This is a genomic window from Streptomyces sp. NPDC016309 (assembly GCF_043077235.1).
Taxonomy (GTDB): Bacteria; Actinomycetota; Actinomycetes; order Streptomycetales; family Streptomycetaceae; genus Streptomyces.
Window position 1 is genome coordinate 101,701 of sequence record NZ_JBIBSG010000017.1, and the last position, 11,920, is coordinate 113,620.

Sequence of the window (11,920 nt, forward strand, 5' to 3'; positions counted from 1 at the left end):
CGCAGACTTCTCGTGTGAACGAGGCGAGAAGCGACGACGAGGAGCACGGGCGGGGCCACACGCGCGACGACGGGTTCGCGTGCGAGGACGCCCCGCCCCACCGGGGCCGCGTCCTGCTGACGGCGGTCCTGGTCCCGGCCGTGGGAGCGGCCGGAGGCGCGGTGGGGGCGCTGTTCCGGGGCTCGACGACGGTCGAGGGCCCCCTGCTCGTCGTGATGATGGCCGTGGCCTTCCTCGCGACCTTCGCCCTCTTCTCGCTGAGCAGCATCTGGCTCATCAACAAGGCGTCCCTCCTGGTCTCCCGCATGTGGTCGCATCGTGACCGCCGTGACCGGGGCGGGCGTTGAGCAGCCCCGGGAACTCCGGAACCCCCCGTTCCGGAACCGCCCGGCTCCGGGAGCGTCCGGTTCCGGAACCGCCGCCCGCCGTACGCCGTGATAGCAGCGTAGGAGTTCCGTACAGACAGAGGTTCCGTACAGAGGGGGGTGCGCCGTGGCTGCTCGCGGTGCCGTACGCGTCGACGGTGACAGTGTGGTGCTGGGCGGAGGGGCACGCGTCCGGTTCATCCGGACGCTGCGCCTCCCGGAATCCGGGACGCACGCCCTGCCGCCGGGCCTCGGCGCGTTCCCGGTGCGCCGGGTCGAGGACTTCGCGGGTGCCGTGCCGCCCCGGATGCGCGAGCGCGGCGGGGTGATGCTCCCCGTGTACCTGCGGGAGGCCATGTGGCTCAGCTTCGCCGGTACGCCGGAACCGGCCGCCCTCCAGGTGGGCGTGGGCAAGGTGTGCGCCGTGTCCGGCGAGAGGTGGACCGGCCGGCTGTCGTGCCGGCCGCAGAACTACGTGGTCCTGCCGCGGCAGCCCTGGCTTGACGGCATCAACTCCGGGAAGGGAACGGTCCGGCAGTTCGTCGCGGTACCGCTCGGGCTCGGCGCCACCGTCGAGGGGCAGGTCACCGGGGAGGAGAGCTGGGGCGGCGTCCAGCTCCAGTCCTTCCCGCTGTCCCCGGAGGCCCTGGACGCCTGGCGCGAGGAGCAGCGGCTCCGCGCCGAGCGCGAGGCGCGCGCCCGTGCCTCGGCGCCCCCGCCCCCGCCCGTGACCGGCTACGGTCCCGTGCCGCCGCCGCCCGGCGCCGGATACGGCTCCGTCCCGCCGCCCGCGGCCATGGCGGCCCCCATGGCCGCCGCACCGATGGCCGCCGCCCCTCCGGCGGCGCCCGGTGGCCCGCCCCCGCGTGCGGCGGCCGCCATGGGCCTGGGCGTGGGCGGCTCCATGCGCCAGGAGGTGTACCAGGACGACAGGCCCCTGTCCGACTGGGCGGAGGACCCGGCCGGGCGGGTCTTCGTCCATCTGGTGACCCCGCCGGAATGGCGCCGCATCACCGGAGAGGAGCCCCCGCCGTCCCCCGTGGACCGCGCCGCCTACACCCGCGCCGGGCTGCCCTGGTTCGACTACTACGACGACGACGCCACGGACTTGGCGCCGACGGACGCCCTCGGCGGCGTCAAGCCGGTCGGCGACTGGCTCGGCGACGACCACCAACCGTGGCAGCCGCCCGCCCCCCACCAGGTCCAGCCGCTCGGGGACGCCCCCGGGAAGCCGGTGTCCGACGGCCAGTGGTGACGGGCCCTCGCACACGGCCCCGCACACCAGCCGCACACGGGGAGCCCGCACACAGGCCCCCGCACACGGGGAGCCCGCACACAGGGCCCCCGCACACGGGTACGCGCGTGCCGTGACCGCCACCGGTCACGGCACGCGCCCCCACGGCCCGGCACCCGGACGGGCGCGGCGCGCACCCTCAGCCGCGCTGCCAGAGCGCCGGGACGTTCGGAGGTTCCCACCCGGCCTGCGCCTGGTGGCCCTGGAGGCAGCGGTAGGCCGCACCGCCGTAGGTGACCTGGTCACCCGCCTGGTAGACGGTGCCGGCGGCCCACGTACCGCCCGGCTCGCCGGGGTCCTCCGGGTCCTCCGGGTCTTCGGGACCCGTGGAGGTCTTCAGCGTCAGCCCGTACGCCTGCAACAGCGGGTTGATCGGCTGGTGGTACGTCGTGCCGCCGGCGCGGCAGTCGCCCGAGCCCCCGGACGTCACGCCCTGGGCCTGGCTGCCGGAGATGTACGAGCCGCCCGAGTCGCCCGGCTCGGCGCACACGGAGGTGCGGGTCACCCCGGTGATCGTGCCCTCCGGGTAGGTGACGCTGCTGTTGTGCTGCTGGATGGTGCCGCAGTGCCAGCCCGTCGTCGAACCCGAGCGGCAGATCGAGGCGCCGACCGGCTGCTGCACTGATCCGGCCACCTGGACGTTCGCGCCGCCGGTGCCCTTGACGTACGGGGTGGCCGTCCAGTTCGTGTTGGTCGCCACCCAGGCGGTGTCCCGGCCGGGGAACGTCGAGGCCTGGAAGGAGCCCTGCGCCACCTGGTTGTACCCGCTGGTGGTGGTCCCGGCCCGGCCGCAGTGCCCCGCCGTCGCGAAGCCCTGCTGGGTGCCCCGGGTGACGGGGAAGCCCACCGAGCAACGGCCGGATCCGCCCATGTAGTAGGCGTCGCCGCCCCGGATGTCGTAGAGGGGGCGCGGCTGTTCGTCCGTCGGGACGACCCGTATCCGGGACCGGTCGGTCCGGCTCACCCGGGCGACCAGCGCCGCGGCCGCCCCGGTGTCCACGGCGCGGACCACCACGGAGTTGCTGCGCACGTCGACGTACCACACGGGTACGCCGGTGGACGCGGCGCTCCTCGCCGCGCGGTCCAGGGCCGCCTTGGTGGCGTCGAGCTGGGCCAGGCTGTACGTCACGACGTCGGCCTCGGCGCCCTTCGCCCGGATGGCCGCCGCGTCGGCGGCCCGGGTGGTGGCGACGGTCAGCACCGATGACGCGGGCCCCTCGACCCAGGCGCCCGCGAAGGACGCGGCCAGCCGCTGCCGGAGGCCCGCCGCGAGGGCGCCCGCCTCCGCCTCGTTGACCAGCCGCCGCCGCGCCTGGTCGGCGGTGAGGCCGAGGTCCCGCCGCATGGCGTCCACCACTTCCCGCCGTACGGCGGACACGGCGAGCGTGTCCGCGGCCGAACGGGCCCCCGGCGCAGCCGCCGTCACGGGCGCGCCCGGGACGCCCGTACCGTACGAGGGCGCCGCCGCGGCGCCTTGGAGCGCGGTCAGTACCAGCGCGCCGACGGTGGCGGCGCCCACGCACGCGGCTCTGGCGTGTCGGTGGAACATGGGGGATCTCCTCGGTGTCGGCGGTGGGGGAGTGGCGGTGTGCCGAAACCGTACGGACGGCGGTGCGCCGGCGGGGAGATGTCAGCCGGCCCCCCGCACGGCGTTATGGGACCCGCCCACCGGCGCTCCGGCGCCCGAGGACCCGCCCCCGCCCACCGGCCCACCGCCGTCCGCCGCCCCACCCGCTTCCCCGGGCCACCCGGCCCCGCCGCCGTCCGGCGACGCCCCGGACACCCCGGCCCCGGGCACCGCGACCGCGGACACCCTGACCCCGTGCCCCCCGGCCCGCGACGCCAGCCAGCGTGTGTAGCTCCCGCTGCGGGCCACCGCCTCCCGGTGCGCCGCCCGCAACTGGGCGACCACCCGGGGCGCGTCCAGCGAGGCGGGCGCGTCCGGGTGCCGGCCGAGCAGGTGCCGCCACACCAGCGGCGCGCCCGCCAGCGGACGGGTCACCATGCCCGGGGTGTCGGGAAAGGTGGCGCGGCAGAGCCCCACGGCCCGGCCCACCTGGACCAGATGGACACAGGACGCGGTGTCCGTCTCGTACACGGACGCCGGGGTGAAGCCGGCCCGGACGCACGCGGCGGTGAAGCAGTCCGCGAAGCACCCGTCACCCGGGACGTCCGTCCACGCCTCCGCCGCCAGGTCGGCGAGCGCGACCTCCGGTGCCGACGCGAGCGGATGGGCGGCGGCCAGCATCACGAACACCGGGTCGCGGGCCACCTCCGTCCACACCAGCCGCTCCGGCTCCGGCGGGGCGCTGTCCCCGCACGTACCGATCAGCGCGTAGTCCAGTCCGCCCCCGGCCGCCTGCGCGGCGATCCCGCGCTCCGACCACGAGGTGTGGGTGACCACCTCCACATCCGGGTCGGCGGACGCGAGCCGGTCCACGAGACCGCCCAGCAGCGGACCGTGCGTCCCGCCGATGCGCACCCGGCGCCGCCCGCCGGCCGGCGACCCGGACCGGGCGAACCGCACGGCCTCCTCCTGGAGCTCGTGCACGGCCGGCAGGACGATCCGGGCCCGGTCCAGCACCAGCGCGCCGAGCGCGGTGGCCCGCACCCCCTGGCGGCCGCGCTCGAAGAGGAGACCGCCCAGCGAGCGCTCGATCCTCTTCAACTGGGCGCTCAGCGCCGGCTGCGCGAGGCCGAGGGCGGTGGCGGCCTTGGTGAGGCTGCCGGCGTCGGCGATGGCCCTGATCGTCCTGAGGTGCCGCAACTCCAGTTCCATGCAAGCAGCTTGACCCCCGCCCGAACCGCCCGGCAAGACAAAGGTCCGGACCAATACCGGTGTGCTCAGTCCTCCCGGAAGACGATGCGGCGCGGAGCCGTACCACCCGGGGAGGCCGCGGCGACCGCGGTGCGGCCGGCCGGCACCGCCCGCTCACGGCCCCACGCCCGGATCTCCTCGATCTGCTCGGGGTTCACCCGGCTCAGCGGCACCGTGTTCGCGAAGGTGTCCAGGATCAGCGAGGGCCGCAGGTTCTCGGCGCCGCCGCACAGATGGGCCTCCGCGCCCACGTCGTGCAGCGCGGAGGCGATGTCGGACCCCGCGAAGCCCTCGGACAGGTCGACGAGCCGGTCGAGCTGCTCCGCGTCGGGACGCACCCGCAGATAGCGGTGGAAGTACAGCTCGATGATCTCCTTGCGGTCCTGGGCGTCGGGCAGGTCGACGAAAAACAGCTCGTCGAAGCGGCCCTTGCGCAGCAACTCGGGCGGCAGGCTGCGGATGTCGTTCGCGGTGGCGACCACGAAGGCCCGGGACTGCGACTCCTGGAGCCAGAAGAGGAACTGCCCGATGATGCGCTGCGGCACGCCCGAACCGTCGTCCCGCCCCGCGAGCCCCTTCTCGATCTCGTCGATCCACAGGATGCAGGGGGCGACCCGGTCCGCCATCGCCAGCGCCTCGCGGAAGCGGCCCTCCGACTCGCCCAGGTACTTGCCGTGGATGCTGCCCATGTCCAGCCGGTACAACGGCAGTTGCCACTCGTGCGCGATGGCCTTCGCGGACAGGGACTTGCCGCAGCCCGGGACGCCCACCAGCAGCACCCCGCGCGGCGGGCGCAGTGCCGTGTCGCGCAGATCGGCGTGCATGAGCTGGTGCTTGCGCTTGAGCCACTCGCGGAGGCTTCCTCGGGCCGCGCCTGCCGCAGCACCCGGGCCGCGGCCCCGGCGGCGGCCCGCAGCTCCGCCTCGCCGGCCCCCTCGGCCCGCTTGCGGCGCACCTCGGTGAGGAGCGCGGCCAGCCGGTCGCGGAGTGGGCCGTCGACGCGGCCGGCGACCCGGTCCCAGTGGGCCGCCGCGGCCGCCAGCACGGCGTACGGATTCATGGGTTCCCCCCGTCGTGGCCGACCTCGTCGGTGAGCAGTCGTTCGATCAGGTCCGCCCGGGCGTGGGCGCGCACCACGAAGTGCACCTCCCAGCGCGCGCCCCCGCCGGGGGTCGCGGCGCGGGCCAGCTCGGCCTCCACCGCCGGCCACAGCGCGCCGAAGCTCTCCAGCGGGGTGAGCCCGCCGCGCCCCGCGCCCAGCAGCGGCAGGCACACCGAACGCAGCGGCGGGTCGAACCGGGCGGACTCCTCGGCCAGCAGCGCGAACGCCCGGGCCACCCCCCGCGTGACGTCGGCGGGCTGGACGTCGTAGTCGTTGGTGCCGGGCCGGGGCTGTGCCACGGCCACGTGGTAGATGCGGCGGAGCCCCTGGGCGGCCAGGGCACCGGCCGAGGTGGGGGCGACCGTGCCCGGCAGGACCGCCCGGCCCGGCGTGCCGTGCCGGGCGGGCCACCCCCGCAACTCGTCGTGGACGCGGTCCGCGACGAGTCCCCCCGTCGGGTCGAGGTCCGCCCCGGCCCGCCGCAGCGTGGCCGACACGGACGACTTGTAGGCGGCGGGCAGCGCGAAGTGGGTGTTGGTCGGGGACACGACGACGTCGACGTCACGGAGGAGGTCCACCGAGTGCACGTGGATCCGGACGGGCGTCCGCCCCCGGGCGCGCACGGTGCGGTGCGTACGGTGCACGGCGGCGGCCGCCAGCGGCGTGCCGTCCCCGTTCCCGGGCCGGAGAGCGTGCCCGGACGCGGTCCCGTTCCCGGGCCGGAGACCGTCCCCGGCGGGACGCCCGCTGCCGCCGGCCCCCGGCGTCCCGCCGCCCACGGCGGCGATACCGACGAGCTGCTCCGCGATCTGCCCCAGCACCATCAGCTCGTGGTGCTTGCGGAACCTCTCGATGCTGACGCCGTACACCTGGGCCGCCCTGCGGCGCCGGTCGGCGGCCGGCCAGTCCCGGGTGCCCTGGGCGAGCCCGAGGCTGTACTCGGCGGCCGTCTGCAACGTCCCGCCGCCGATGCGGGAGACCGCCGCCCGTAACAGCCGCTCCACACCGCCGCCGGCCGCCGCGTCCGTCGGGGCACCGGCGTGGAACCCGTCGGCGATCCGGGCGAGTTCGGGAACGTCGAGCTCACGCAGCATGACCACACCCGCTCGCCTCACCTTCCTCACCTCCGCGAGGACCGACCCGTGTTCAGGCAGGTGAGGAGGGTGGGAAGGCATGGCGGAAAGGATCCCACCGACGCCACCCGCCTCACAAGCCGGTTCCGGCTGCTTCCATTGCACCGGATCGCCCGGTCGCGCCCCGGCCGCTTTCCGGGCGGATCCCGGTCGGCGGCGGCCGAGCCGGCGGGGGAGCCGGGCGCCGCCCGAGCGGCGGCCCCCGGCCGGGGCGGACGCCGCCGCGTGCGGGGCGGGCGGGTCTGTGTGACGCTGACGGCGGGCGGGCCGTCCGGCCCGTCCCCGGTCGGCCACCCTTCCCGGTGGCGAGGGCACGGAGGCGGTCATGAACCAGCTCGGAGACAAGCCCGAAGAGGTCCGCAAGCGGCTGACGGAGGAGAAGCGGCGGGCCGGGCGGCGCGACGGCGCCACCACGGACCGGGCGGAGGAACCGGAACCGGCACCGCCCAAGGGGCCCGTGCCCGGCGACGCGTTGCGCGAAAGGCACCCCGATGCCGAGGAGCGTCAGTGAGGACCCGCGAGGCTTGGTAACGTAGCGCCACACGGCGGTTACACGGGGGTGGGTCAGGTGGGTGTGCTCACGAGTGACGAGCACCATCCCGGAACGCTCCCCGTGCAGCACATGGGCCCCGGTCACCACGCGTTCCTGTGCTACGACGACGATGCCCCCGGCTGGGACGTCCTGGCCGCGTTCGTCTGGTCCGGACTGGCCCGCGGCGAGAAGGTCATCGTCTTCGGACCGCCGCGTCTGACCGAGGCGGAACTCCGGTCGCGGCTGCGCGAGGCCCCAGGGCCCCTGGCCGCGTCCGGATACGAGAGGGCGCAACTGGAGCTGAACAGCATGCGGGAACTGATCCTGCCGGCACGGCGGTTCACCGCCGACCGGCAGTGGCAGCGCATCGTCGAGGAGTCCGGGGCCGCCCGCGCGGAAGGGTACGCCGGACTGCGCACGTACATCGACATGGGCTGGGTCGCCGACCTGGGCGCCGACCTCGACATGATGATGGACCGTGAGCGCCGGGCCGGACACCTGTTCACCGACGGCTTCTACAGCGAGATCTGCGCGTACGACCGGCGGCGCTTCCCCGAGCCGGTCCTGGAGGCCATGTGCCGGGCCCATCCCCAGAACCTGCTGCCCCGGCTGGGGCACTTGCGGTGCCTGTACGACCAGGGCACGCTCCACGTCATCGGCGAGGCGGACCGGGACACGCACGACCGGTTGACCCGGGCGCTCACCGGCCTGCTCCACGCCCCCGCGCCCCCGTCCGGCCCCCGCACGGTGGACCTGCTCCGCACCGGCTTCCTCGGTGCCGGGTGCGCGACGGCACTCGTCCGCCTCCTCGACCGGGCGCCGGCCCACCGGACGGTACGGATCCGCTGTTCCGCCCACCACGCCCGCCTGCTGCGCCGTCTCGGCGCGGACCCGGCCGTCCTCGACGTGACGACGGGGTAGCGCCATGACGGTGGAATCGCCTGGGGGCCAGCCCGGGATCGGTGAGGAACTGCTGCTGCGCCGCCGGTTCGGCGGTGCGGACATCCCGCGGCTGCGCGTCCGCGTGGAGGGCTGCGCGGCCCTGTCCGGGCTGCCGGAACCCCGGCGCGGTGACTTCGTGGTGGCCATGGACGCCGTGGCCGGCAACGTCGTCCAGCACGCGGGCGGGCACGGGGTGCTGGTGCTGGCGAGGACGGCGCAGGAGCTGGAGTGCCGCGTCTCGGACCGGGGCCCGGGCTTCAGCGAGGACGTCATCCCCGACCTGGCGCCCGGGCTCAACGGCGCCTGTCACGGCCGGGGGCTGTGGCTCACCCGCCTCATCACCGACCGCCTCACCGTCACCCGCGACCCGGTCGGCAGCACCGTGACGTTCGCGATGCGGCTGGACTGACCCCGTAGTGCCCCGGCCCGGGGAGGGCGGGGCGTCAGTCCGTCCCGGCGTTCGCGCGGGCGGCGGCGCGCCGGCGCAGCCACAGCGGCAGCCCGTACCAGCACAGGCCGAACCAGAGCATGACGCCGCCGACCAGCGCCTCCGCGAGCAGCCCCGGCACCACGACATGCAGGATGAGCAGGAGCGTGCATCCGATGGTCAGCGCCAGCAGCACCATGCCGCACACCATCAGCCGGCTCGCGGCCCGCACCACGTCGTCCTTCATCCGCTGCCCGGACAGGAAGCGGTGGATCGACACGGGCGCTATCAGCGAGCCCGTCGCCGAGGCGCCGAGGACCACCGTCAGGACGTAGACCACCCGGTCGAAGGTGCCCAGGTCCCGGAACAGCGGGGTGAAGGCCACGCTCAGCAGGAACCCGAAGAGGATCTGCACGCCCGTCTGGGCGACCCGGGTCTCCTGGAGTATCTCGTTCCAGCGGCGGTTGACCCGCTCGCGCGCCGACTCCGGCGGCTCCGCGCCCGGCTCCGTGGCCGGTCCCGCGCACGTCTCCGTGCCGGGGTCCGCGCCCCGTCGCCTCCCGGTGGCGGCCCCGCAGGAGTCGCACGGGGCGTCGGGGCCCTCCGGTCTCGACCGGGCCGGCTGCTCCGTCATGGTCATGGCACCCTCCGTGTCTCGGAAGGCCCGGTTGCCCCGTTCGTGGCCGTTCATGCCGACCGGAACGGGGAGCGGTCCGGTCGGCGGGCGGTCGGTGAATGCGGCCCGGGGGCCGTCCCGGGGTCGGGCCGGTCAGACCGACGGCTCGTCGAGGACCGACAGCAGGTCGCGGTCGTCCACCGCCGGCAGCGAGAGGGTGCGGTACCCCATGGTGTCGAACAGCACCGTCAGACGGTCGCCCTCCTGGCTCAGCACCGTCCCGTCGCCCCACTCCCGGTGCCGCACCCGCGCTCCCGGCCCGCCCCCGGCACCGCCCCCGTCCCCGGCTTCGTCCGTGGCTCCGCTCCCGGCTCCGGCTCCGGGGGCCGGGCCCGCCGGGTCGGTGGCCCGCGCGGCGACGGCGTCCCCCTCCGGGCCGGCCGCGGCCGCCTCGCACACGTCGCAGGAACCGCACGGGGAGTCGTAGGCCTCCCCGAAGTAGCCCAGCAGGAACCGGCGGCGGCACCCGGTGGTCTCCGCGTAGGCGCGCACCATCTCCACCCGGGTGCGCTCCAGCCGCCGCCGGGCGCGGGCCGCCTCGCCCGCCCGCTCGACCGCCTCGTCCTGCGGGACGTCCGGGTCGGGCCGTACGGCACCCTCCTGGTCCGTGTGCGCCGCCCCCGCCTCCTCCAGCAGGTTCACCGCGGCGGTGAGGCGGTTGCGGGACAGTCCCGTCTCCTCGCGCAGCTCGTCCAGCGGCCGGGGCCCGTCCCGTTCGCCGAGGTGCTCGGCGACCTTGCCCAGGGTGCGGTCGCCGGGGGTGCGGGCGGCGAAGAAGTTCCGCATGCCGGTGTCCTCCGGCCGGTAGTGCAGCACCGCCAGGGCGGGTTTCCCGTCCCGGCCCGCACGGCCGATCTCCTGGTAGTAGGCGTCGAGGGACCCGGGCAGGGAGGCGTGCAGCACGAACCGCACGTCCTCCTTGTCGATGCCCATCCCGAACGCCGATGTGGCCACGACCACGTCGAGCGTGCCGTCGAGGAACGCGTCGTGCACCCGCGACCGCTCCGCGGCGCGCAGCCCGGCGTGGTACGCGGCCGCCGCCAGGCCCAGGTCCGCCAGCTCGGCGGCGTACCGCTCACTGTCCTTGCGGGTGGCGGCGTAGACGATTCCCGGCTTCGGCTCACCGGCCGCGCGTTCCACCACGGCACGGCGCCGGTCGTCGTCCTCCTGGAAGCGGCGTACGTCCAACGCGATGTTCGGCCGGTCGAAGCCGGCGACGACCACCGCGGGCTCCGCCATCCCCAGCCGGTCGACGATCTCCTGCCGTACCGGCGGTGCGGCCGTGGCGGTCAGCGCCAGCAATGGCGGCCGCCCCACCCGCCGGGCGGCCTGCGCGAGGCGCAGGTAGTCGGGGCGGAAATCGTGCCCCCAGGAGGACACGCACTGCGCCTCGTCGACGACGAACAGCGCCGGCTCCGCACGCTCCAGCCGTTCCACCACGTCGTCCCTGGCGAGCTGCTCGGGGGAGAGGAACAGGTACTCCGCGTCCCCCGTGGTCACCGCCTCCCACGCCGCGTCCGTCTCGCCCTCCGCCTGCGCCGAATTGACCGCGACCGCCCGCGGCGCGCGGTGCTCCAGCAGGCCGGCGATCTGGTCGCGCTGGAGGGCCAGCAGCGGGGACACGACCACGGTCGGGCCGTCCAGCAGCAGGGTGGGCACCTGGTACACCGCGGACTTGCCGGCCCCGGTCGGCATCACCACCAGGGTGTCCCGGCCGGCCATGACCGCCTCCATCGCCGCCGTCTGGCCCGGCCGCAGCTCCGGCCAGCCGAACGTGTCCGCCGCCGCCCGCCGCAACCGTCCGGCGGCACCACCCCCGGCCGCCCGCCGGCCCGCGCCGCCGCCGTCCGCTCCTGGTCGTTCTCCGCTCATGCGCCCCGGGTACCCCGGTCCGCCCGGGCGTACTGACCGGGTGGAGGGGGAAGTCCTGTGGTCGTGTTCCGGAAGTGGTTGATCGCCAGTCGTCCTCTGGGAGTGACGGGCGGTCAAGGCGGCCCCGCGAGCGGGACCGTCAGGCGACCGGCCGGGGAGCCGGTATCGGGCCGGAGGTGCCGGGGAGCGGCGGGCCCGGTGTGCCCGGGAGGTGCAGGGGAGCGGCGGATAATAAGGCATCGGCACAGATGAATTCGTTGATGTGTACCGGCCCACATTTTTTCCTCACATGTCCCGCACGCATGCGGACCGACGCGATCCGGCCGGGCGGCCCAGCGGCCGAGTCGTGTGCGACCTGGGAAAAGACTGTTCCGTGCATGCGGCGCACGGTCGTACTGCCCTGGTGGAAGAGCAAATGGAAGATTGTACTCCGCGTTACCCGTGAGTTCTTTACTCGCCAGTACAAGCCGCCTTTCAGTCAAAGAATGGCGCCAAGTTGCATGTGAATCGGCCGTACCGCGGGTGTTCGGACAGGAGCTGTTAATTCCACTTTGACTCCCCCTGAGTGATCTCCAAGACTGCGGCCCGACCACCTGGCACGCGTCGGGAACCGCGTGCGGGACCTAGCAGGGGGACCGAGACCAGAATGAAGAACAGCAACGCGAACTCCGCCCGGGTGCGGAGAGCTGTTACGCGCGGGTTTGTGACTGTGACCGCGGTCGCTTCCGTCACGGCTGTGGCCGCGCCGCAGGCTGCCAT

At 75.0% G+C, this 11,920-nt stretch carries 9 protein-coding genes and 2 pseudogenes; 5 read left to right on the forward strand and 6 right to left on the reverse strand.

Features of this window, described 5'->3' with window-relative positions; all coding sequences use genetic code 11:
* Positions 1-14: 14 nt before the first annotated feature.
* Together ACF068_RS30340 and ACF068_RS30345 are read left to right on the forward strand one after the other, a co-directional pair.
* Positions 15-347: a hypothetical protein gene (locus ACF068_RS30340; protein WP_392277516.1), complete on the forward strand. Its 333-nt coding sequence runs from the start codon at positions 15-17 to the stop codon at positions 345-347.
* 145 nt (positions 348-492) lie between these two features.
* Positions 493-1,620 carry a hypothetical protein gene (locus ACF068_RS30345; protein ID WP_392277517.1) on the forward strand — a complete coding sequence of 376 codons (1,128 nt, stop codon included), beginning with the start codon at positions 493-495 and terminating at the stop codon, positions 1,618-1,620.
* A gap of 178 nt (positions 1,621-1,798) precedes the next feature.
* Here the strand turns inward: ACF068_RS30345 and ACF068_RS30350 are convergent, their stop codons facing one another.
* The 4 genes and pseudogenes from ACF068_RS30350 to ACF068_RS30365 form a co-directional block, all read right to left on the reverse strand.
* Positions 1,799-3,208: a carbohydrate-binding protein gene (locus ACF068_RS30350; RefSeq protein ID WP_392277518.1), complete on the reverse strand. Its 1,410-nt coding sequence runs from the start codon at positions 3,206-3,208 to the stop codon at positions 1,799-1,801.
* A 288-nt stretch (positions 3,209-3,496) separates the two neighbouring features.
* Positions 3,497-4,438 (reverse strand): annotated as a pseudogene (locus ACF068_RS30355) (LysR substrate-binding domain-containing protein); the annotation flags it as partial.
* A 65-nt stretch (positions 4,439-4,503) separates the two neighbouring features.
* Positions 4,504-5,340 (reverse strand): annotated as a pseudogene (locus ACF068_RS30360) (AAA family ATPase); the annotation flags it as partial.
* Between the two features lie 193 nt (positions 5,341-5,533).
* Entirely contained in the window at positions 5,534-6,673 is a 1,140-nt protein-coding gene (locus ACF068_RS30365; RefSeq protein ID WP_392277519.1) for a hypothetical protein, read from the reverse strand.
* Positions 6,674-7,037: 364 nt separating this feature from the next.
* Between ACF068_RS30365 and ACF068_RS30370 the strand changes: the two genes are divergently transcribed.
* Genes ACF068_RS30370 through ACF068_RS30380 form a run of 3 tightly spaced genes read left to right on the forward strand, consistent with a single transcriptional unit; the run spans position 7,038 to position 8,595 of the window.
* Positions 7,038-7,223, forward strand: a complete 186-nt coding sequence (locus ACF068_RS30370; protein WP_392277520.1) for a hypothetical protein — start codon at positions 7,038-7,040, stop codon at positions 7,221-7,223.
* 57 nt (positions 7,224-7,280) lie between these two features.
* Positions 7,281-8,165 (forward strand): MEDS domain-containing protein, encoded by an 885-nt coding sequence (locus tag ACF068_RS30375; protein ID WP_392277521.1) that lies wholly within the window; start codon positions 7,281-7,283, stop codon positions 8,163-8,165.
* 4 nt (positions 8,166-8,169) lie between these two features.
* The gene (locus tag ACF068_RS30380; protein ID WP_392277522.1) at positions 8,170-8,595 is read left to right on the forward strand and encodes an ATP-binding protein; all 426 of its coding nucleotides are present in this window, start codon (positions 8,170-8,172) and stop codon (positions 8,593-8,595) included.
* A 34-nt stretch (positions 8,596-8,629) separates the two neighbouring features.
* Here the strand turns inward: ACF068_RS30380 and ACF068_RS30385 are convergent, their stop codons facing one another.
* Together ACF068_RS30385 and ACF068_RS30390 are read right to left on the reverse strand one after the other, a co-directional pair.
* Positions 8,630-9,253 carry a DUF6328 family protein gene (locus ACF068_RS30385; RefSeq protein WP_392277523.1) on the reverse strand — a complete coding sequence of 208 codons (624 nt, stop codon included), beginning with the start codon at positions 9,251-9,253 and terminating at the stop codon, positions 8,630-8,632.
* A gap of 129 nt (positions 9,254-9,382) precedes the next feature.
* Positions 9,383-11,161: a RecQ family ATP-dependent DNA helicase gene (locus ACF068_RS30390; RefSeq protein ID WP_392277524.1), complete on the reverse strand. Its 1,779-nt coding sequence runs from the start codon at positions 11,159-11,161 to the stop codon at positions 9,383-9,385.
* Positions 11,162-11,920: the final 759 nt, after the last annotated feature.

Coding starts and splice junctions, on each gene's coding strand:
- ACF068_RS30365 (WP_392277519.1), bottom strand. CDS start 6,673: ATGCTGCGTGAGCTCGACGTTCCCGAACTCGCCCGGATCGCCGACGGG.
- ACF068_RS30385 (WP_392277523.1), bottom strand. CDS start 9,253: ATGACCATGACGGAGCAGCCGGCCCGGTCGAGACCGGAGGGCCCCGAC.
- ACF068_RS30390 (WP_392277524.1), bottom strand. CDS start 11,161: ATGAGCGGAGAACGACCAGGAGCGGACGGCGGCGGCGCGGGCCGGCGG.
- ACF068_RS30370 (WP_392277520.1), top strand. CDS start 7,038: ATGAACCAGCTCGGAGACAAGCCCGAAGAGGTCCGCAAGCGGCTGACG.
- ACF068_RS30350 (WP_392277518.1), bottom strand. CDS start 3,208: ATGTTCCACCGACACGCCAGAGCCGCGTGCGTGGGCGCCGCCACCGTC.
- ACF068_RS30380 (WP_392277522.1), top strand. CDS start 8,170: ATGACGGTGGAATCGCCTGGGGGCCAGCCCGGGATCGGTGAGGAACTG.